This is a genomic window from Lactobacillus johnsonii (genome assembly GCF_014058685.1).
In the GTDB taxonomy this organism is placed as follows: Bacteria; Bacillota; Bacilli; order Lactobacillales; family Lactobacillaceae; genus Lactobacillus.
Genome location: NZ_CP059055.1, coordinates 959449 through 980612, shown reverse-complemented (window position 1 = coordinate 980612; position 21164 = coordinate 959449). Strand labels below are relative to the sequence as shown.

Genomic DNA, 21164 nt, shown 5'->3' with positions numbered 1-21164 from the left:
GGAAAAATTATGTCACAAAGATCTCAAAGAAAAGAAGAACATCTAGCATTAGCTAAGATGTTTTTTAATAGTAATAAAGATAATGATTTTAATCATGTTCATTTAATCCGCCCTGCTCTTCCAGAAAGTGCAATAAGTAGAGATAGTATTTCAACTGAAATGTTTGGTCATACTATCAGTGCTCCCTTCTTTATTAATGCAATGACTGGCGGCTCTGATACTTCCTATACCATCAATCAACGTTTAGCTAAAGCGGCTGCCGCAGAAAATATTCCGATGGCTTTAGGATCCGCTAGCATTCTTGAAAAAGAAATTGATCAAATAGAGAGCTTTGAAGTTGCACGTCAAGAAAATCCTGATGGACTAATTTTTGCAAATGTTAATCCAACTACTGATCCAAAAGTAGCTCAAAAGATTGTTGACGCTTTAGATGCAAATGCATTACAGATTCATCTTAATAGTGTTCAAGAAGCTGTAATGCCTGAAGGCGATCGAGATTTTCATTGGATAGATAATCTAAAAGAAATTAGAGATACAGTTGATGTGCCAATTATTATTAAAGAAGTTGGAATGGGAATTGATCCTGAATCTCTTCGTACCCTTTTAATCAATGACTTTTCAATTATCGATTTAGGTGGAAGTGGCGGAACTAATTTTGCGCAAATTGAAAATGAAAGACGAAAGACTCAAAAATTAAACTTTTTAGAAGATATTGGTCTTTCTACTGTTAAAACGCTGCTTGCAGCACGCACTATCCCTGTTAATAAAACTATTATTGCAGCTGGTGGCATTACAAATGCACTGGACATTTTTAAGTCTTTAGTTTTAGGTGCACAGTATGTTGGTATTGCAAACTATTTCTTGCAGTATGCTAGCCAAGATTCCGAGACTTTGATTGCTGCTATTCAAAACTTAAAATATGAATTGAAACTTTTAACTGCTCTATTTGGTTTAGATCATATTTCTAAAGCCGATGAAGTTAGATATTATTTGGATACTGATCTTTACAATTTCACTCGACAACTCTATAATTAGTGCTATTTCGTTGGATGGCTGCTATAAGCAGCCATCCTTTTTGTTTTATTTGTTTTTTAAATGTTAAAGTAACAATTTTATTAATTTAAATATAAAAAGTAAAAAAGTTCATTAAATTAAATTTGGATCAATACCAAAAGTTAATTTAATGAACTTCGTTCTACTAAATAACAAAAGCTAATTAATAATGTTTTTATTCTTTTATCAAATGAATTTCCCGGTCAAATAATTCATGCATTTCTTCAGTAAAATTATGGGCAATAAATACAATTGTTGCTTTACTTTTTAACAATTTGTCTAAAATATCAATGGTTGAATTTTGATCAATCGCACTTGTCCCTTCATCAATTAAAATAATATCACTCTCATGAACTTGAGCCCTTGCTAAAACAATTTTCTGCCTCTGTCCTCCAGAGATGTTTAGTTTATCAAGATCCAATTGTTTATTAATTCCCTCCTCAAATTTTTGCAGATCAGCAGATAAATTTACTTCTTCTACTGACTTTTCAACCTTATTATCTAGCTTGTTGTTAAACATAGTAATGTTTTCTTTAATTGAAGCTGGGAATATAACCGGATCTTGCGGTAAGTATCCAATTGTTTTCAAATCTGGATTAATTTCATCTCCATCCTTATCTTCAAAAATAATCTTCCCAGCACTAGGTGCTAATTCTCCCAATATTAATTTAAATAGAGTTGATTTACCAGTACCAGAATCTCCTGTTAAGAGAATCTTTTCACCCTGATTAATCTGAATATCCGGATAACTTAGTTTTTCGCCATTTGGAAAATTTAGTCTTAATGATTCTGTTTTAATTACAGTAGGCATATTTGTTTTTTGCTTATCTGAAACTTGAACTTTTTCCGCTGCTTCATTTACTTCTTCAATTAGACTCTTTACTCCCTTCATTTCTCCCCTAGCCTGAGAGATTTCATTAATTGCTTGATTTAAATAAAATCTGAAATTTCCCACTATTAATAGAGTACTCATTTGTACTAAGCCATTTTTGACTAAAAATCCAGTCAAAACAAATATGATCAACCCAAACAATGCAGAAGCTATCCCGTTAATCGCATTAAGTAATTTAGTATAAGTAGTTTGCTTAACAGTTGCGTCTTCAAGTTTTTTACTAGCATTTTGAGTGACAGAAAATAGCTTTGCACCAGCTGCAAATTGTCTTAATTGATCTAAACCGCGTAGCCAGTCGTTTAAAGTATCTAAATATATTTCATTGCTAGTCGAAATAAGTTTATTAGCTTTTTGGAGTGGTTTTTCAATCAATTTTGGCAAAGCTAGAGAAATGGCTACAATTATACAAATTGTAATTAAGAGAGCCCAACTTAACATAATTAAATATATGATAATTGCAATAAGTTGAACAACTCCAAAAATTAGATTTAGAAGAGAGCCGTAGTAATTATCATTAATTAATTCTAAATCATTAGTTAGTCTACTTTGAATTTTTGAAACCGGATGATCTCTATCATCATGGAAATAATAATCTACTATCTTTTCTCTTACACTATTATTTAAATCTTGCGTTTGAGCAAGAAGTAGATATTGGGTCAAACTAAATAATGCATAAAACATTATACATACAGTTAAACTAATAGCTGAAATTATCAAAAAATTTGGTAAATTTCTTGAAAGAATAATACTCGTCTCTATTTGAACTAAGGCCGTCATCGCAATTGTTAAAAGAGGAGAAAGAATAGCTAAAATTGAAAACAGAAAAAAACGTGTCCTATTAATTCGAATAAAATTTCTTAAATTCATTATTCCTCTTCCCCTTTCTTAGCTAACTTTATTTCTTGATCAAACTTAGCTCTTAACTCTGGTGTAAAATTATGGGCAATCATTAAAATTGTCTGATCAGTTTTTAGCAACGCAGTAATAATCTCTTCAGTAGCTTTTTGATCAATTGCACTAGTTACCTCATCCATTAATACAAATGGTTGATGATAAATTTCACTTCTAGCTAATACGATCTTTTGTCGTTGGCCTCCGGATAGATTATTTTTCTTTAAATTAACTTCTGTATCAATTCCAGAAGGCAATTTATCTAAATCATTTTTTAGTTCGACATTATTAATAATATTCATTAATTGTTTTTCTGTTCTTTTAACAAACATCGTTATATTATCTTTAATTGAAATCGGAAAAACTATTGGATCTTGCGGTAAATAACCAAGGTTAGCATTGGTTATTGGTCGACTTTCTTTATCAAAATAAGTAATCTTACCACATTTAGTCTCAATTTTCCCCAACAATGCTTTAAATAAGGTGGACTTCCCTGTTCCCGAATCTCCAGTTAAAAGTACTTTTTCACCAGGTTTAATAGTGAAATTTGGATAAGTGAGAGTCTCACCTTCATCGTATGTGACTTTCAAATTTTCAACCGATACACCATAAGCAGCTGTCTTTACAGGCTGCTTTTCTTTTTTACGTAAAGTTAAAATTTCCTCTCTTAATGTTTTAGTTGATTTAACTAAAGTAATTGAATGGGTAATTTCCCAAACTGCTGAAAAGATAGCTGATCCAAATGCACCCGCTACAGCGAATTCTCCAAAAGAAATCACATGATTTAAGAATAAAATTCCTGCAAAAAATGATATTCCTATTTGTGCTAAGGCATTTCCGAAACCATTGAATAAGTAAGAAGTAGTTTGGTACCGATAGTTTTTCTTATTTGCCTTCGTGTAATCGTCACTTGCCTTATGTAGCTGTCTTCTCAATCTCTCATATGCACTAAAGCGTCTTAACTCTTGCAGTCCACCAAACCAATGTTCAATCGTATTTAGCAACTTTTCATTTTTATCATTTACGTTCTTAGTTGCCTGAGCTGTTTTCTTTTCTATAATTTTAGGTAGAAGAAAATTAATCGCTAGTAATATCGCACTAACTAAAATTAAGCTCCAGTTCATAGTAAATAACAAAACAACTGCGATTAAAATTTCAAGAGTTCCACTCAAAATTGATACCCATGGCATAGCAAAGTTGGTAGTTAATAGCTTAAGATTTGCTGTTAATTGATTTTGCATTTTGGAAGTTTTTTCATCTTCTGAAGAAGCATAGTAATGCTCAATAATTTCTTCTCTAATCTTATGAACATAGTCTTGGGTTTGTCTTGTGAAAGCAATTGTTGCAATTGGTAATAAAACTGCCGTCCCTATTTCCATCCCAGCCTGAATAAAAGTCCAAAAAAGATATCCATTTAAGTTACCTTTAAGAATATTGTTTAATGAATCTTTAAAAAGATATTCTCCCATTGAACCCGCAACTGCATATAAAATATACAAACAAAAAATCAGTATTGAACGGGGAACATTAATTTTAACCAACTCTTTAAACGTCATTATTTGCCCCTCCTATTTTTATTTGTTATTAATTATACTAATTTTTTTTTAATTTACAATCATATTTTTATAAGCGGACAAATTTATGACCTAAGTGGTATATTTTCGGACTTAACGAGTATGCTATACTTATTTTATCTATGATAAATCGAGGTGATTACTAAGTGTTTATTCTAAATAACTTAGGATTAAGCTTAAAACTGAATTATTTTCTTTCAGTTATTAAGCTATATTTAATAAATATCCCCAAATTTGATGAAAGTTTGGGGTTTGTTAACTAAAATCTAGCTATCTTTTCCCTAAACTTTCATGTACTCAATAAATTTAAGTATTAAAAAGGAACGGGAAAATGACTAACAAAAATAACTATAACATTATAAACCTCTTAATCGGCCGGATCGGAACAAATGTTGCTGACTCTCTTTTCTATATGGCGATATTGTGGTACTTTAAAACCCATTTTAATTCACCAATGCTTCTTTCCGTAATATTCATAGCTGAATCTAGCATTGATATGTTTTCGTTTACTTTAGGACCTATAATTGATCGTATAGATATCAAAAAAGCATTAAAATTAGTGACAATTACTCAAACAATGCTGAGCGTAATCATTATTCCGCTATTTAATAATCAAAAATTACACTTTTTAGGAATTACATTTTTGATAGTAGTCTATGTTTTGTCAACTATCGGCTCAACATTAATCTATCCTGCTGAAGACAAGATACTGCCCAATATAGTAGAAAAGAAAGAATTACCTAAAGTTAATGGGATTTTTCAGATGTCTTATCAAACTTTAGACTTATTCCTCAATGCTGGAGCAACAATTTTAATTACCTTTTTATCTATAAAAAATACAATTATTATTTCAGCATTAGTATTTGCATTTGCACTTTTGTTCTACACGCGTTTACACTTTAAACTTCCAGCTGCCTCATCACCTGAAGGTAATACTAGCTATTTCAAATATTTAGTAAGTGGTTGGCAAGCATTACGCACTAATAAAAATATTTTAATTTTAATCTTGCCTTTTGCTCTAACTAACTTATTTTATGGAATATCATCTGTTGGTTTACCTTACTTTGCCACCAAATACTTAAACAATAGTGCACTTAGCTATGGAAGTTTAGAACTTGCCTCTTCAATTGGAGGATTACTAGGCAGCCTTATCGTACAGCGACTTTACGTGAAAGACAGCCAACTAAGACTATTAATTGTTACTTGCTTAATGCTATCTGGATTAGCAATTGTTTTAGAAGTAATAAGTGCCCCAATTTGGCCTATTTTAATTCTAATATTTGCTCTATGTAGTACTTTCTGGATTAGCATCATGAACATCAATTTTAAGGTTCTAGTTCAAGAAAGTTTTTCTTCTAATTTATTAGGACGAATTATCACGATTAACAGCAGCATTGTTAATTGCATGATTCCGATTGGATCATTTTTAGGAGGATTTATTGTTAAAAACTACGGTGCTCGTCCAGCCATTATTCTTGAAGGGCTGGCTCAGCTAGTAACAGCTGTCTTCTATCTAATAATATTTTTAAAAAGAAAAAGAGCATAAATGCTCTAACTAAGGAGTTTTCTAATGAGTAATAAAAAAGTAAAAATTAATAATGCTGAAATAAAAACAAGAGTAGTTTTCTATCGTCCAAGTCAATGATTAATTTTAATTTAGAAAAGAGATTTTTATGGCGAAAGATTTGATTACTACAGTTACAACAAAAAATGATTTCAAACAGGCATTTAACAGTGCTCATCTTAATGCCTCCGACACAGCTATTGTCCATACATCATTAAGCAAGTTCTACTATATTCCCGGTGGTCCTGAAACGGTCATCCTGGCACTTAAGGAGACAATAAGTAAAGGAACCATTATGATGCCTTCAGAAGTTTCGACAAATTGTGATCCAGCAAGTTGGGAGTATCCTCCAGTTCGTTCTGATCTAATTCAAACAATTAGAGATAATATGCCACCCTATGATCCAATAACCTCAGCTACTGAGGGACTCGGAAGAACACCTGAATGTTTCAGAACTCTGCCTGATGTAGTTAGAAGTAACCATCCCTATCTACCAATCGCAATTTGGGGTAAAAATAAAATTCAAATAGCCAAAGAACAACCATTAAATCTTCCATACGGCATTAATAGTCCTTTAGATTATCTCTACAAAAATAATGGTAAAATAGTTTTTCTAGGGACAGACTATGAAACTTGTACTGCCCTTCACTATGCCGAATCAACAATTAATCGGCCAACCGAAACATGGTCAGCTGCTACTGGTCTTGATGATCAAGGTAAAACTACCTGGACTAAATATCAAAATGTTGACCTAGACTCTTATGATGATTTTAATGAGCTCGGATTAGCTTTTGAGAAACAATATCCCGAGTGCTTTAACCAGGTGAGCTTGAACAATAGTTTTATCAAGGTAATCGAAATGAGACCTTTAATTGACTTTGCTAGAGACTGGTTTAAAAAGAAAGATAATAATTGATAACAAAAAAAGTAGGATTTAAATCCTACTTTTTTCTATAAGTTTCTTTTTTTACAAAAACTCTATACGTTATACGATCACTGTCATCGTAGCAGCTCCGATAATGATGGCTAAACCAATTAAAGTAACTACCATTTCTTTCTTAGTCTTCTTTTCATGCAAAAACCAGATTCCTGTTAAAGTTGCTAATACTACAGATGTCTGTGACAAAATAAAACCAGTTGCTAAACCATTCATATTTGGTTGAGCCGAAATTAAATATGTCAATGCAGCAAATGCAAAGAAAAATCCAGAGATAATTTGTTTGTAAGAAACCCCTTGAGCTAAAGCGCTTCTTTGACTTGGTTCTTTAACTTTTAAGTAAACTGCATAACAAATAGCAACTAAGCACATTCCAATAGCTTGTGGTAAAAATGCTTTGGATCCATCAATTTTAGCAGCTTGAGGGGCTGCAGAATATGCCCAATATCCAATTTCACCAACTAATAAAATGATTACGGCTTTTCTTAACTTAGCACTGTTTTCATCAGTTTTATGTTCACTCCAGGTTGTCATCCAAGCACCTAAAATGATCAGCGCTAATGCAAGAAAACCTACTAACTTATCACTCGTACTTGGCCAATCTCCTAAAGCAAATACTCCCCATAAAGAAGTACCTAACAACTGAAAGGCAGTTGTAATTGGCATTGCGCGTGATGATCCAACCAAAGTAAAAGAATGAAAAGTAAGAATCTGCGCACTAGCCCAGCCTATTCCGGAGATAATTGACCAGATCAAAGCAGCACCGCTAGGCAACGCTATTCCTTGAACTAAGTTATAGACTAAAGCAAAGATAAAAGTACCAAATGTAGTACCAATAATTTGATTTACTGGTTTACCGCCAATTTTTGAGGCAATTGTCGGAAACAAGCCCCATCCAAGTAATGGCCCTAAACCAATTAATAAAGCTATTCCATTCATACACTAAACTTTCCTTAAAATATAAAAGTAATTGTAGTTTACATACGCAATTACTTTTATAGCTAAATATCTACTTTAAAAAACTACTCCACTTTCCAAAATTACATTAGAATATGGAGTTTCTTCACCAGTTCTAATAAATGCTTTAGAAGACTTTAAATCCTTCTTTAGTTCTGAATGAGGAATAAATTCAATCTCAACATTCGGAACTGTCCTCTTAATAGCTTCTAATTGCTTTGGATTTTCAGTTTTAATTTCCTCTGCAATATACATTTTTTGAACTTCTAATTCTTTCAAGACTTCTTCTAGAACATCAATAAATGATGGCAAGCCTGGACGTACAGATAAATCAATCTTTTCAGTCTCAGCTGGAACTGGAGTACCAGCATCTCCAACTCCTAGCCAATCCATGTGGCCCATGTCCGCAATTACTCTTGAAATATTAGAATTCATTACGCCAGTTTTTTTCATAGTTATTAATCCTCTTCTTAAAACGTATTTACTAATATTCTAATATCTCTTTTTAATATTAACACTTTTAAAGCAGTTTATGTACCGAATTTATTTTACTCGCTTCTCTCCCCTACCTCCTTAATCTTGTATAAAAACCACCTAAGAGTTCCTAGGTGGTTCTATGCTTATTAAATTATTCTACTCGTCAAAAAAGATTTTTGTATTTCCCATCAGATTATACATTTTCTGGATTATTGGGTTCTGGACTCATCACATCGACATCTAAGTGAATATAAATATAATCAAAATTATTTTCTTTAATCCATTCCTTAGCCCTTTCAAAATTTAGGACATTTCCTTTTTCAATCTTATACTTAAGAATACCTTTTTGTCTTTCTGTAAAGAAGATTACTACGCATCATTAGAAATTCACTCCTTTTAATTGTATGATAAAGTCTATAGCAACTAGAGAGTCAAGAAAAGAATATATTTTCAATTGGAAAATATCTGGAGTTGTCTACAAACTTTTACTTGATGACTTAATAGATATTCTATAGATTTATTAAAGGAACTTTGAATACAAATTTTCTGCTCTAAAGTAGTATTTTTTGAAAGGAGCGTTTTCATTAGTGACAAATATTATTAACGGCCGTCAAATTGCCAAACAACTTAATCAAGAAACCAAAACCAGAGTTGATAAATTAAAAGAAGAAGGGATAATTCCAGGAATTGTAGTTATTCTTGTAGGAGATGATCCGGCTAGTGTAATTTATACACGTAATAAACAGAAAAATGCTGAAAAGTTAGGCATGAAATCTATCTTGAGAAAATTTCCAAAAGATGTCAGTCAAGCTGAAGTTTTACAAGCAATTCATCACTACAATGATGATCCAACTATTCACGCGATTTTAATTCAGCTTCCTTTGCCTAAGCATCTTAATCAAACTGAACTAATTGAAGCAATTGCTCCTGAAAAAGATGTGGATGGTTTTAATTCAAAAAACGTTGGAAAACTCTATAACAATGAAGAAGGGCACTACCCCGTTTCTTGTACTTCCCGCGGAATTATGACTTTGCTTCATACTTACTTAGATAAAATTGAAGGCTTAAATGTCACAATTGTCGGCCGCAGTATCTTAGTAAGTCGCCCTCTTCAATCGCTCCTCATTAATGAAAATGCGACCGTCACTATGGTAAGTTTACACACTGATAATATCGATTATTACACTAAACATGCTGATATTTTAGTTGTGGCTGCTGGCAAACCTAATTTGATTAAGAAAGATCAGGTTAAACCTGGCGCAACCGTGATTGATGTGGGGATTAATCGAATGGCAAATCATTATTTAGTTGGGGATGTCGATTTTGATGATGTCAAAGAAGTTGCTAAAAATATCACCCCAGTTCCTGGTGGAGTAGGTCCAATGACTATCGCAACTTTAATGCAACAAACGGTCGATTTGGCTGAATGGAATAAATAGAAAAAGACGTTAAACAGTATTACATTGCTTAACGTCTTTTTCTCTTCTATTACTTTCTCTATCTCAATTGATTCAAGCTAGAGCCAAAGATTTGTTTAATGGTCTGTGAATCATGGTAGTCAAAAGATTGACCAAGATTTTTACTCTACCTTTTCAAAAACTTCACATACCATTGGTGCTTGAGGATAAAATTCTTTACCCACCTCTTGATATTCCCAATCAAAAAAATCATCATGGGTTCGACGCCAATATTCATAACTTCGATCACCCTCACCTTCATGGTAGGCGTGTTCTTTAGAAATTAAATCATAAGGTATAATTTCCACTACCTTATCTTGAATAACACAAACAGGTTCTTCTTTACTATTCAAAACAATACTCCACTCACCTACTTGGGGTAGTTTTTCATTTTTATCATAAAATTCATAGGCAGATGTGGTAGCTGTTTTTATCCTTCGGTTTACCAAGTCAGCCAATTCGTCTGCATCTTCAGCAGTTGCTCCAAAAGCCCATGCTTCTACCGGAGTATCACATTCTAAGTTATGTTTTTGACAAAAATCTTCCCAAAATTGTTTCAATTGTTTATTCATTTTTACCTAATTTTGTTAAAACTTTCGATCCAATCTCTAGCCCCGCACTGTGAGATTCATACCCCCAGTCGCGTTCATCATAGTTTTCTATATCAGCCAATGTATCAGCAGTAAATAAAATTTGAGCGAAATCCACTTTTCTGAATTGCGCACAAGCCGCCAAAGATGCACATTCCATTTCAACAGTAGCAGCTCCTAATTGACGAAAGTGTGCAACTTTTTTTGGCGTTTCTCTAAAGAAGCCATCAGTTGTCCAAGTTGTAATTTCATCATATTTAAGATTTAAAGTAGCTAATACATCTTCTACCTGTTTTAAGAAATTCTGATTCAAATCGATAAATTGACCTGGCTCCATATAATGAAAAGACGTTCCTTCATCGCGAATTGCCCATTTGACTAGTAACATCTCATTTTCTGGTAAATCAGTTAACGCCCCCGCATTACCAACAGTTAAAACTTGTTTCACGCCATAACTAATCAACCAATCAAGTAATTGGACCGAAGCCGGTCCTCCAAGCGGTGCTTGACATAAAGTAAAATATTCACCGTTTAATTCAACTTCATAAATCTTAGGACTAAAAGATACTGACTCAAATTCACCTATAGTGCGGTGAAGATGTTGATCTAAAAAAGCATCAATTTCATTTTTAGGAACAAATGCGTAAAGCAAGCGTGAGTGAAAACGAAATGGTGCCTGATCATGATCTGGTTCAATTACTGCATGATGATTTGAGTCAAAGTTTAAAATAAACGGTTGTTCTGTTTTTTCTGTCATAATTATTTCTCCCTATTTTGGACTTAATTTACTTAGAACTTTAGATCCAATTTCTAATCCAATTCCATATGATTTACGTCCCCAACCTCGGCGATTGTAGTTTTCCATTTGTGCTAATGAGTCTCCGGTAAATAAAAGTTGAGCAAAATCTACTTTTCTAAATTGTGCGCAGGCTGCTAAAGCTGCACATTCCATTTCAACCGTATCGGCTCCTAATTGACGAAAGTGTGCAACTTTTTTTGGTGTTTCTCTGAAAAAACCATCAGTCGTCCAAGTCGTAATTTCATCGTATTTATAGCCTAATTCTGAAATTACTCTTTCAACTTGAGACAAGTATGCATGCTCTAGTTCTACAAACTGACTAGGTTTTAAGTAATAAAATGAAGTTCCCTCTCCTCGAATTGCTTTTGTAGGAATGAGCATTGTATTTTCTGGTAAATCATTTAATGCACCAGCATTACCAATCGCTAAAACTTGTTTAACTCCATAATTAATTAACCAATCAAGCAATTTTGTAGCTGCTGGGGCGCCTAATGGTGCTTGGCATAATGTAAAATATTTATTTTCAATTTTGACCTCATAAATTTTAGGTCTAAACGAAATAGTGCGGAAACTTCCTAGCGTGCGATGAGGATATTGATCTAAAAAAGAATCAATTTCTTCTTTAGGAACAAAGGCGTAAAGTAATTTGGGATGAAAGTGGAACGGTAAGTCTTCAAAATCTGGTTCAAGCACGGCATGATGATTCCCATCAAAATCTAAAATAAATGGTTGTCCTGTCTCTTCTTTCATACCTACTCCTTCTACAATTTTTGTAATATCTCAAAGCAAATTTCTAATCCACGCCGAAATGAAATTTAAACGGTTGTTTTTCATAATCGGGTTCAATAACAGCTTTGGGATCTTTATCTATTTGTAAAATACATCGCTCTTCTTTCATACATACTCCTATTCAAAAAATGGATAATCACCTTGATAGTAATGCTCAATAAACTTTAAATGCTGCTTATTAAAAATATCCGGTAAATTATCTTTAGGAAAATATTTTAACTCCAATGTTTCTGAATCTGGTTTCTTATTCGTTTTGCCTACTAGCTCTACCAAGAATTCAATTACGACAGCTTGGGCTACATCCCCATTAAGATAATGCTGGATAAAATCTGTCGAAATTCCTAGCAAAGATTTAACTTTCACTTTCAATCCTGTTTCTTCTAAAAATTCACGCATACATGTCTCTTGAGCAGATTCTCCAAATTCCATTGCTCCACCTGGCAGACCCCATGACTTAAAATCTGACCTTTTCTGCAACAAAATTTCATCTTGATCGTTAACTAAAACTCCACCAGCAAAATTTAAAATTAGTGGTTCATGGCCTACCTTTTTACGCAAGTTTTTAATGTAATCTTGTTCCATCTATTTCTTCTCAATCGTGTCTAACATTGTCTCTCCAATATGTCTGAAAGCCAGATCCTCAATTTTTTCAGTATAGTTAAAAATGCCCACTGCAGTAGTAAAAATCAAATATTGTTTTGTTAAGTCAGATAAGTGATAATTAGGATTCTCACTTGAATACCCCGCCAGAAATGATTGAATCAATCCTTCATTTAAACCAAAGTCTTGGTAAAACAGTTTTATAAAATCTTGATATACTGGCCCTAAACGTGCTTTTTCAAAGTCAATAAGTGCTAGCTTACTATCAACATATTTATAGTTTCTAAGGCCCACATCACCATGCAAGACAAATTTTGAATGTTGAGATAATTCTAACTTAATTTCATTTTCATAAGGTAGAAATTTACTAGTAAGTTTCTTCAATCTTCTTTTGTATGAACTTTCTTTAAAAGAATCTATTTCAGCCAGATAATCATCAAACTGTCCGTTAACAAGTTTAATTCTTATAAATGGTTTCACCTTTAAATGATACTCTCCTAATACTTGTCCCATCTCAAAAGCCAGATTCGAATCAATCTTTTCTCCTATATCTTTTGGTGAGCAATCTTTTAACACTAAAATAAACGTATTATTAAGAGAAAAACCGTCTAAAACTCGATCATTTAACTGATTTGTAACCATCTTTTCAGTGTAATAACCTTGCTCTTTTGCAAATTGTTTTACAAAAATCGATTGCCGATATAAATTACTATAGCCAACAAAAGTGCTGTTAAGTGATTCATGATTAATTGCGTGTAAGTTAGATTTCAACCGCTTATTTAATTGATCAATGATTGTTGACATAGCCAATATCCTTCATAATCTTTTCAATTTCTTGCCTTAAAGTTGTTTGACTAGAAAACCTAGTTTCAGAAATAAAATTTATATAATCTTTTTCTTTCCACCACAAACGCATTTGTTTTTCTCTAAAAGAACTAATGTGCCTTTGTTGATGCCGCAATATTGTTTCTTCAAAAGGAATATTAAAATAGTAGGCAAAAATTTCATCACCAAAAAGTTGTTGAGCTAACTTAAACAAGGGTTCATACCATTCCGCATTCAGAATTCCTTCTAAAATTACGTAATTACAATATTGATAGCCATATTGAAGGAGGTCTTTAAATAATGGCAACCCTAAAGTGTTTTTTCCATCCTTAACTCGCAGCATATCTCGTCTAACTGTATCTTGCGAAATAAGTAAGGTATTTCGTGGCAAGCGATTATGGATTTCCCTGGCAAGAGTAGTTTTTCCACTACCAGAATTACCTCTGATGATAATTAATTTAGGCAAAACAATCACTTCTTTCTTAAACGTAAATTTGCTAAGTTATTCCTTCTGCTTTATCAACGGAATTATTAATAAAACAATGCTGAAGTAAGCTGCTGATACAAAAAACATTACTTTTAAATTTCCAGCCCACTTCATAATTGCGTTACTTACAAATAAAGAAAGACTGACTAAAATTTCAGCAATAAATGAAACTGTCGAAAGCATAGTGGATTTGTTGCTTTCTCCATAAATTGCTTCATTACTAGTAGCAGAAATCTGTCCTGACATCATCCCCATTAATAATTCAATTAATAGAAAAAGGGTCAACAACAAATATTTATTTTCTATAATTCCACTCAAAACAAACACCAAAATCATGCACACTGCATTTAATATCGTGATACTTCTTGAACTAGCAAATGTTGATATCCTATTAAATATGAGTGAGCCTAAAATAAGTGCACACATAAACAAGGTATAGACAAGAGATAAGTTAAAGCCTAATTTTTCAACGTAGATAATCGACCAATATATTAGAATAAATTGCGTTCCACAATCATATCCAACATTCAGCAACAACAATATCCAGAAATTTCTTTTTTAAAGAAACTAGCAATATTTTTAATATTATTTTTCCGCTTATGTGATGCCTTATTATCCGAAAAAGATAAAAACTGTATCATGAAAAAAATAAACGCAGGATATAATCCTAAGCCAATCAATGCAAACCAAACTGGTGCAGTATCTGTAATTGCAAAGAGCCCAGTGCCAATATTTCCACCTATTAAGGTGGTTAAATTTAGGATGATAACTTGCATCCCCATTAATTTGCTATTCGGAGAAAGATGATTTTGCTCTTGCAAGTCAGTCATATAGGCAATGAGTGTCCCAGAATTAAGTGCAAGTCCAAGTCCATATAAGAGTTCCGCTAAAGAAAAGAACAAAAAGTTTCTAAATAGAATTAGGATTAAAAAACTACTCGCAATAACTATTGAAGATAAAGATAGAACTTTTAGCCTTCCAATTCTATCTGCTAAATATCCTGCTGGTAGCAACCCTAGCATGATACCAATATTTTGAAAGGATTTTATTGAACTAATATTAGCATTCGGGATACCATTTTTAGCATAGAATAATGAAAATATTCCTGACATTGATGATCGGAATAGTGTAAACACTGCCGTAAAAGTTAAAAATAAAACTGCAATTTTAAAGCTTACACTTTTTGATTTCATAATCATCAACCTTTCAGTTTCTCTATCCTTATTCAGCAACATCTTTCACTATATTTGCAATCTCTCGTGGGTATTCAAAATGAATATAGTGATATGTCCCTAATGAAACAACTTTAGAATTTTTTGAAGCATATTCAGAACGTTTATATTCTTTTTGACGATACTCTTCAGTAATCAACACACTAGTAATATCGTCATCTAATTTTAGATCGTTTTTCCAATAGGAATCATTTTCAAGAGCAGCTTGGGCATTTTGATTATCTTTTTCATCGAACTTCTGCACATTTTGCTCCGTAGTATCCCAAAAGTCTTTATTTTCTTCCGGAGTAAGAATATTTGATAAATCAGCTCTAATTTGATCTTCTAACTTTTCCATATCCTTGCTTTTTTCAATATAAGCAGCTTCTTTAGGCGGATTCAAAATTATTTCTCTAGTAGTTGGTTCAATTCCAACAAAAGCCTTCAAATTATTTATTTTATCTTTCATCGGCATCATATAAACACCACCGATGCTATGAGCTAAAATAATAACTCTTTTTGCTTTAAAGGTATTAATAATACTTGCTAATTCATTAGCTTCATCAGCGATGGTATAGCCTTTTAGCGATTTACCACTGAAACCACTATTCAAATAATCTGGAGCAAATATCCCGTAGTTTTCTGGTAAAGAATCTATTATCTTTAAAAAAGATTGTGCTGTATCAAAGCTGCCAAAGCTATTCAAACAAACAATTAATGGCTCACCCTTTCGATACACAAAATTAATTTTACCTAATTCAGTTTCAACATCTTTTCGTTGCATAAAATTATCCCTTTCTATTCAAACTCCGCTTGCCAATGTGAATCACGATATGCCTTAAAGCACATTTCTACCTGCTCACGTGATCCCTTATCTTCACTCAACTCGGGTAAATCCTCTAACGCAAAATAACCACTTGCAATAGTTTCGTCGTTTTCTTTAAAACCTCCACCAGCTGGCTTACATAAGAAAAATACTGTACTAATTCCATAAGGATACATCCCTTTATAGTGCTTATTACTATCATGAATTGCAATTAGCTTTTCAACCGTAATATCAATGCCAGCCTCTTCTTTGATTTCTTTAATCACATTCTCTTTAACTGATAAATTTATCTCACACCAGCCACCAGGAATCGACCATAAGCCATCGCTTTCTTGGACCAGCAACATTTTATTATCTTTAAAAATAGCTGCCCGAGTTCCTATCTTAGGAGTTTGATAGCCTACTTCATTACAAAATAGATTTTTTACCTTCTCAATTGGTAAATCTGACTTCTCAACCATCATTTCAGCTGAAATATCTCGAATTTCTTGATACCTCTCAAGATCAAAACTATCTTTTCCATATGTTAATCCAGCTTGCGCTAAGCTTTGAAGACGCATAGCCCAATCAACAAGTTTATCTGTCATTATTTTCACCACCTAAATCGAGTACTAACACAATTTCTTCCCCATCTTTTTCTCCATTCGGAACAAACCCAGCTTCTTTGTATAATTTTTCCGCCCATTCGTTTCCAGGTACATAGGACAAATATATTTTTTTACCTTCGCCTAGAGGCTTTGCTCTTATATAATCAATAAGTTTATTTAGTGCTTTTTTGCCCAATCCTTTTCCTTGGTATCTTTGGTCAATCATAAATCGCCAGATACAATAATTATTACGAGCTACTTTTGGTGCTCCGTCCCAATTGAATACATTAAAGTTAATCATGATAAAACCAACTAATATATCTTTTTCATACACAGCAAAAGTTTCAACTCGTTCATTTTCATTCTGAGTAGCATAAGCTTCTAATAAACTAACTGTATTAGTCGCAACATATGTCTTTTGATTTGCTTTAACTTGAAGATTGACAACATCCCATAAATTTTTGTTTGTTATCTTCTTAAATTCCATACCTGTTCCTCCTGATTTTACTCGTTCTTCAATACAAAGACTTTATGATCATTTTCATCATCTTTCATATATTCAAATCCTGCACGCTGAGCCACATGTTGACTAGCTAAGTTATCTTGAGCTGTTCGTAAAATTAAAAATTCTAAATTCAGCTGTTTAAAAGCATACTCTACTAAAAACTCAACCGATTTAGTCATAATTCCTAAATGCTGAGCATCCCCAGAAAGCCAATAACCTACTTCACCTGATCTTTGATTCAATTCGTGCAAATCAATCATTCCACTAGGGACACCCTCAACTAAGATAACTAAATTGAATGCCTCCCCAGCAACCATCTTTTCTTGAAACATTTTAATTGATGCAGCTTCATCTCGGGCAGAACCGATTTTTTCAACCCACTCTAAGTATTTAGAAAATTCGACAAAATTCTTTTGAAGTTGATCAAACAGAGAAGCGGCTTGCCAGACTTCTGGTAAAACTAATTCAATCTTCTTATTTCCAGTTGAAAAATTATGTAAAACAAATGCGATATGTTTCATATACGCAGCTCCTCTTCTCTTAACGGTTAAATTACATTAAATTTTACTTAAGTACATTTAATATTTCAAGAGTAAAATCATAATAATTATTCATAAAAAATAAGCAGAGATCCACTAACTAATCTCTGCTTATCATAATAATATACTTTTATTTTATTAAAAACTCACCAACTAATTTTAATACTTCAGGTCTATTTTTTCCGTTAAACATGTGACCCTCATCTGGAATTAAATGGAGCTCACTTTTAGGCAAAAGTGTATGAAATTTTCTTGAAGCATTAGGTGACACGACTTTATCTGCTAAGCCATGAATCAATAAAGTTTCCCTATTATAATGTTCCGCTGTTTGATAAATAGGCAATAATTGAGCCGTTCTAAAGTAAGCTCCTCCTACTTCAAAGCCACTAACATTGACAGTTTCAGGGATATGCGTTGGATCATAAGTACTACCCTGACAAACTCCATCTAAAGCATCAGACTTAAGAGTTGCTGCAGGAGCGAGTAAAGCCAATTTTTCAATAACATCTCGATAATATCCAGCCAGCATTGACGCTACTACTCCACCTTGGGAGTGTCCCACTAAATAGATATGTTTTGCCTTAACAGTATTACGAACATAATCTAATATTTTTATCCCATCTAGGATTTCGCTATAGACAGTCATATCTTCAAATTTACCATCACTTTTTCCGCATCCATCAAAGTCAAAACGAATTGTTGGGAGGCCTTGATCATTTAAGTAGTGAGAGAGAGCATACAAAATCTTGCTGTCATCATAACCCAAATCACCTTTAAAACCATGCATTAAAATAGCAATCGTATCATTTTCAATCTTATCGGTTCCTTCAAGTAAACCATGTAAGTTTAGACCATCACGTTTAATTGTAGTCTCCATTTTCTTCACCTCAAGTTAATTATAGTTTATAACTTAGGTTCAGCGTAATTGCTAACGATTAAATAGACGAGAAATAAAACCTTTTTTCTTATTTTCTTGCTCTTTTTGTTCAGTTAACTTTTCAACTGCTTCTTGCATCATCTTATTCTGCTCAACTTGAGCTTTAAGTAAAGCAGCCACATTATCTTGCTGCTTTTCATCTTTATGTATTCGTTCATAGTGCTTTCTAATTAATGGCTCACCAATGAACTTATCAAACTTGTCAATATCAAGACGCATTCCATTACCGTATTGCTCAATTGCAATACCGCCTTCTCGTGGGAACATATTAAAGTAATTATCTAGAGTTTGATTAATATTCTCATATCCATTGGCTTTAAAATCATTAAAAATTGCTTTTGAAACATGGAAATACTTATCATCTCCATCAGTAAACGCAATATGTTCATAATGATCATCAAGAATTAACATTTTCCACGTAATACGATTGCGATCAATTTTATAATCGTAGTTAGCTCCTAAAATATTCTTTAAGCGATTATAATAGCCATATTTCTTCAAAAGGTTTCCTAAGATTTCTTTAGTTAAGCTCAAATAATCTTCAATTAGATTTGCCTCTTCTTCACCTGTAAGATGTACTAAACGCTTATTGAGTTCAGAAACTACATAGCGATAAATATGGTCATTATTATCATTAATTAACATATTATAGTTAATTTCTTGTTGATTTGATGGAAGCCATGGAGCTTCAAAGGATAAGTAATATACACGCTTGGTAATTTCTTCAAGATTGTTAATTTCTTTACTACCTGCATTATGGTTCATCGCAAAGATATTAACATTATGAATTCCTTTAATAGTATTAGACCATTGCTTAATTGCATTAAGGGCCACTTTACTATGTAAAAAATTACTATTCAATTCATCGACAATCATCGGAGAAATAAAACGCTGAGAATGCAAATAATTATCTAAAAATCTAACTGCTTTATCGGTTCTAGCACCATTACCATCATTAATTTCAGTGTATTGCAAACTATGGGACTTATCTCCAGTAAATTTCTTAAAATAATCTCGCACTAACAACGTTTTCCCAGTAGTGCCTCGTCCAATTAACACCATCGAAAGAGGAATCTGATCAGCACTTTTTGAAAAATTAGATTTACGATAAATTTCACGAATTTTCCAAATCATTGGAGCAGTCATCAGATAAATAAATGCAGAAAGTGCCTGGTGACTTTCATCTTTTACCTTATTCAATTTAAAGCTTTCAATAATTCTAACAAAAGTACGAACATCATCCTCACTAACTATGTCCGAATTAACTTCAAGCGAATGAAATAAATTAGTGTTTGTATCTTCAACAATAATATTATTATCTTGATAAGCCCAAACTGGTTTAGGATATAGAGTGCTAGCTTTTATTACACGGTTTTGAGATGCATCACTAAAGTCTTGATAGACAATTTTCTTAACTTCTTCACGGACCTTTTCTTCATTTCTTCGTTTATTACCCTTTTCCGTAAAAAGTTGCTTAGCTACTTTTTGAACAGTCTCAGGATGGAGCTCATAAGTTTCTTCTTTTCTAGCAGCATCCTTAGTAATCTTTACAATATCCTCCGGATTTACTTCAACAATATTTTGTTGAACTTTATCTACTACTTCATCTGCAATAATTGCAGTAATTTGCTTTTTAGTTTTACCATATAGATTATTGATAATTTTTCTATCTAAGTATTCAACACTATCTTCTTCGAAATTCTTCTTAAAAAGCTTTTGATGCTCTTCATAGATTTTTAAATCCTGTAAATCATTCTTCTTACCTTCATACATCCAAAGCATTTCATGATTTTGCTTTAAAGCTTTTTTAGTAAGATTCATTGAACCATTGAAAATAATGAAATCAGTATCATTTTCAATAATAAAATATTTACTATGAAAAAGTTCATCCTTAGTGAATCTTAAATTTAAAGTTTGATTTTCAATTCGATCTAAAAAGTCCGAATCCCGACTTAAAGACAATAGCTGCTTTACTTTATTAGAGACATTTAATAATTGATCTAAATTCTTACCAGTTTTCTGATCTTCCATCCCTAAAATTAGATCAATCTGTTTAAAGCGTGGCAAAAGCTCTTTCTCTATTATTTTAAAACTTCCAACAAAACTAACTCCCTTAAAAGAGTCATATCCTTCGACCAACTTAAAGAAATCTGGTTGTTTAAGCATTACATTATTCTTTAAATCATAAATTGTTAGCATATTTATCCCCTTTCTTTTTATTTTCGCACATATGTTCGTATCGCTTACATAGAAATTATATCATAGTTTTTAAAACGAAAAAATAAACTAAGAATACCTTTTCTTAGTTTATTTTTATCTTTAATTATTTTTCCACGAATTAACAAAAAATAGCAACTGTAGTTACAATACCGATTATCATAATTAATCCAAAAGTAGTTAATTTACTGAATTTTCTTGTTAATAAAAGGTAAGCTAATATTATTTGAATCAGCTCTGCACCAATCTGAATTATATTAAGATGGATTCGTATACTAAATATCCAACAAATAGTCACGATCGCAATTATTGCGATACCATACCATTTTAAAGCGATATTTTGAAACCAATCTTGAAAAATAAAATATACGCTGGCTAATAAATAAGGGACAAGCATATGTACTTCTAATTCCATTTATCTTACTCCTTTTGTAAACTCCGTTCTGTCTA

Annotated in this window: 23 protein-coding genes; 4 read left to right on the top strand and 19 right to left on the bottom strand. The window is 32.5% G+C overall.

Annotated features, from left to right (window positions below):
* Positions 1-9 precede the first annotated feature (9 nt).
* The gene (gene fni, locus H0I41_RS04620) at positions 10-1035 is read left to right on the top strand and encodes a type 2 isopentenyl-diphosphate Delta-isomerase (protein WP_135014242.1); all 1026 of its coding nucleotides are present in this window, start codon (positions 10-12) and stop codon (positions 1033-1035) included.
* Between the two features lie 193 nt (positions 1036-1228).
* Here the strand turns inward: fni and H0I41_RS04615 are convergent, their stop codons facing one another.
* Both H0I41_RS04615 and H0I41_RS04610 read right to left on the bottom strand, forming a co-directional pair.
* Positions 1229-2812: an ATP-binding cassette domain-containing protein gene (locus H0I41_RS04615; RefSeq protein WP_135014241.1), complete on the bottom strand. Its 1584-nt coding sequence runs from the start codon at positions 2810-2812 to the stop codon at positions 1229-1231.
* Positions 2812-4392, bottom strand: coding sequence for an ATP-binding cassette domain-containing protein (locus tag H0I41_RS04610; protein WP_135014240.1), 1581 nt, complete (start codon positions 4390-4392; stop codon positions 2812-2814). The genes H0I41_RS04615 and H0I41_RS04610 overlap by 1 nt, the downstream gene beginning before the upstream one ends.
* A gap of 349 nt (positions 4393-4741) precedes the next feature.
* Here H0I41_RS04610 and H0I41_RS04605 point away from each other — a divergent pair, with 349 nt between their 5' ends.
* Together H0I41_RS04605 and H0I41_RS04600 are read left to right on the top strand one after the other, a co-directional pair.
* Positions 4742-5956, top strand: a complete 1215-nt coding sequence (locus tag H0I41_RS04605) for an MFS transporter (protein ID WP_135014239.1) — start codon at positions 4742-4744, stop codon at positions 5954-5956.
* A 127-nt stretch (positions 5957-6083) separates the two neighbouring features.
* Entirely contained in the window at positions 6084-6890 is an 807-nt protein-coding gene (locus tag H0I41_RS04600; RefSeq protein WP_011162041.1) for an AAC(3) family N-acetyltransferase, read from the top strand.
* 69 nt (positions 6891-6959) lie between these two features.
* On the opposite strand, the gene rbsU is transcribed toward H0I41_RS04600, so the two are convergent.
* Both rbsU and rbsD read right to left on the bottom strand, forming a co-directional pair.
* Entirely contained in the window at positions 6960-7850 is an 891-nt protein-coding gene (rbsU, locus tag H0I41_RS04595; protein ID WP_011162042.1) for a ribose/proton symporter RbsU, read from the bottom strand.
* 75 nt (positions 7851-7925) lie between these two features.
* Positions 7926-8321, bottom strand: a complete 396-nt coding sequence (gene rbsD / locus H0I41_RS04590; RefSeq protein ID WP_011162043.1) for a D-ribose pyranase — start codon at positions 8319-8321, stop codon at positions 7926-7928.
* Positions 8322-8932: 611 nt separating this feature from the next.
* Between rbsD and H0I41_RS04585 the strand changes: the two genes are divergently transcribed.
* Positions 8933-9784, top strand: a complete 852-nt coding sequence (locus H0I41_RS04585; RefSeq protein WP_011162044.1) for a bifunctional methylenetetrahydrofolate dehydrogenase/methenyltetrahydrofolate cyclohydrolase — start codon at positions 8933-8935, stop codon at positions 9782-9784.
* Between the two features lie 140 nt (positions 9785-9924).
* Here H0I41_RS04585 and H0I41_RS04580 read toward each other — a convergent pair whose 3' ends face one another.
* From H0I41_RS04580 to H0I41_RS04515, 15 genes are all read right to left on the bottom strand, one after another.
* Positions 9925-10374, bottom strand: a complete 450-nt coding sequence (locus H0I41_RS04580; protein ID WP_011162045.1) for an ASCH domain-containing protein — start codon at positions 10372-10374, stop codon at positions 9925-9927.
* Positions 10367-11149 (bottom strand): nucleoside phosphorylase, encoded by a 783-nt coding sequence (locus H0I41_RS04575; RefSeq protein WP_011162046.1) that lies wholly within the window; start codon positions 11147-11149, stop codon positions 10367-10369. The genes H0I41_RS04580 and H0I41_RS04575 overlap by 8 nt, the downstream gene beginning before the upstream one ends.
* Positions 11150-11161: 12 nt before the next feature.
* On the bottom strand, positions 11162-11941 hold the full coding sequence (locus tag H0I41_RS04570) for a nucleoside phosphorylase (RefSeq protein ID WP_135014236.1): 780 nt from the start codon (positions 11939-11941) through the stop codon (positions 11162-11164).
* Between the two features lie 156 nt (positions 11942-12097).
* Complete coding sequence (locus H0I41_RS04565; protein WP_182094599.1) at positions 12098-12562, bottom strand: NUDIX hydrolase; 465 nt, start codon at positions 12560-12562, stop codon at positions 12098-12100.
* Complete coding sequence (locus H0I41_RS04560; protein WP_011162049.1) at positions 12563-13384, bottom strand: phosphotransferase; 822 nt, start codon at positions 13382-13384, stop codon at positions 12563-12565.
* Positions 13368-13871, bottom strand: a complete 504-nt coding sequence (locus H0I41_RS04555) for a kinase (RefSeq protein ID WP_180320534.1) — start codon at positions 13869-13871, stop codon at positions 13368-13370. The genes H0I41_RS04560 and H0I41_RS04555 overlap by 17 nt, the downstream gene beginning before the upstream one ends.
* Positions 13872-13907: 36 nt before the next feature.
* The gene (locus H0I41_RS09390; RefSeq protein WP_228099717.1) at positions 13908-14210 is read right to left on the bottom strand and encodes a hypothetical protein; all 303 of its coding nucleotides are present in this window, start codon (positions 14208-14210) and stop codon (positions 13908-13910) included.
* A 209-nt stretch (positions 14211-14419) separates the two neighbouring features.
* Positions 14420-15085, bottom strand: a complete 666-nt coding sequence (locus H0I41_RS09385; RefSeq protein WP_044496704.1) for an MFS transporter — start codon at positions 15083-15085, stop codon at positions 14420-14422.
* A 28-nt stretch (positions 15086-15113) separates the two neighbouring features.
* The gene (locus H0I41_RS04545; protein WP_135014235.1) at positions 15114-15887 is read right to left on the bottom strand and encodes an alpha/beta fold hydrolase; all 774 of its coding nucleotides are present in this window, start codon (positions 15885-15887) and stop codon (positions 15114-15116) included.
* A 14-nt stretch (positions 15888-15901) separates the two neighbouring features.
* A complete protein-coding gene (locus tag H0I41_RS04540) occupies positions 15902-16516 on the bottom strand; it encodes an NUDIX hydrolase N-terminal domain-containing protein (RefSeq protein WP_011162054.1) in 615 nt (204 codons plus the stop codon).
* Complete coding sequence (locus H0I41_RS04535; protein ID WP_011162055.1) at positions 16506-17003, bottom strand: GNAT family N-acetyltransferase; 498 nt, start codon at positions 17001-17003, stop codon at positions 16506-16508. Before H0I41_RS04535 ends, H0I41_RS04540 begins: the two co-directional genes overlap by 11 nt.
* A 17-nt stretch (positions 17004-17020) precedes the next feature.
* Positions 17021-17542 carry a GNAT family N-acetyltransferase gene (locus H0I41_RS04530; protein ID WP_011162056.1) on the bottom strand — a complete coding sequence of 174 codons (522 nt, stop codon included), beginning with the start codon at positions 17540-17542 and terminating at the stop codon, positions 17021-17023.
* 148 nt (positions 17543-17690) lie between these two features.
* Positions 17691-18437, bottom strand: a complete 747-nt coding sequence (locus H0I41_RS04525) for an alpha/beta hydrolase family protein (RefSeq protein WP_135014234.1) — start codon at positions 18435-18437, stop codon at positions 17691-17693.
* 51 nt (positions 18438-18488) lie between these two features.
* Positions 18489-20696 (bottom strand): phospholipase D family protein, encoded by a 2208-nt coding sequence (locus H0I41_RS04520; RefSeq protein ID WP_135014233.1) that lies wholly within the window; start codon positions 20694-20696, stop codon positions 18489-18491.
* Between the two features lie 139 nt (positions 20697-20835).
* The gene (locus H0I41_RS04515; RefSeq protein ID WP_087713019.1) at positions 20836-21129 is read right to left on the bottom strand and encodes a hypothetical protein; all 294 of its coding nucleotides are present in this window, start codon (positions 21127-21129) and stop codon (positions 20836-20838) included.
* Between the last annotated feature and the right edge of the window lie 35 nt (positions 21130-21164).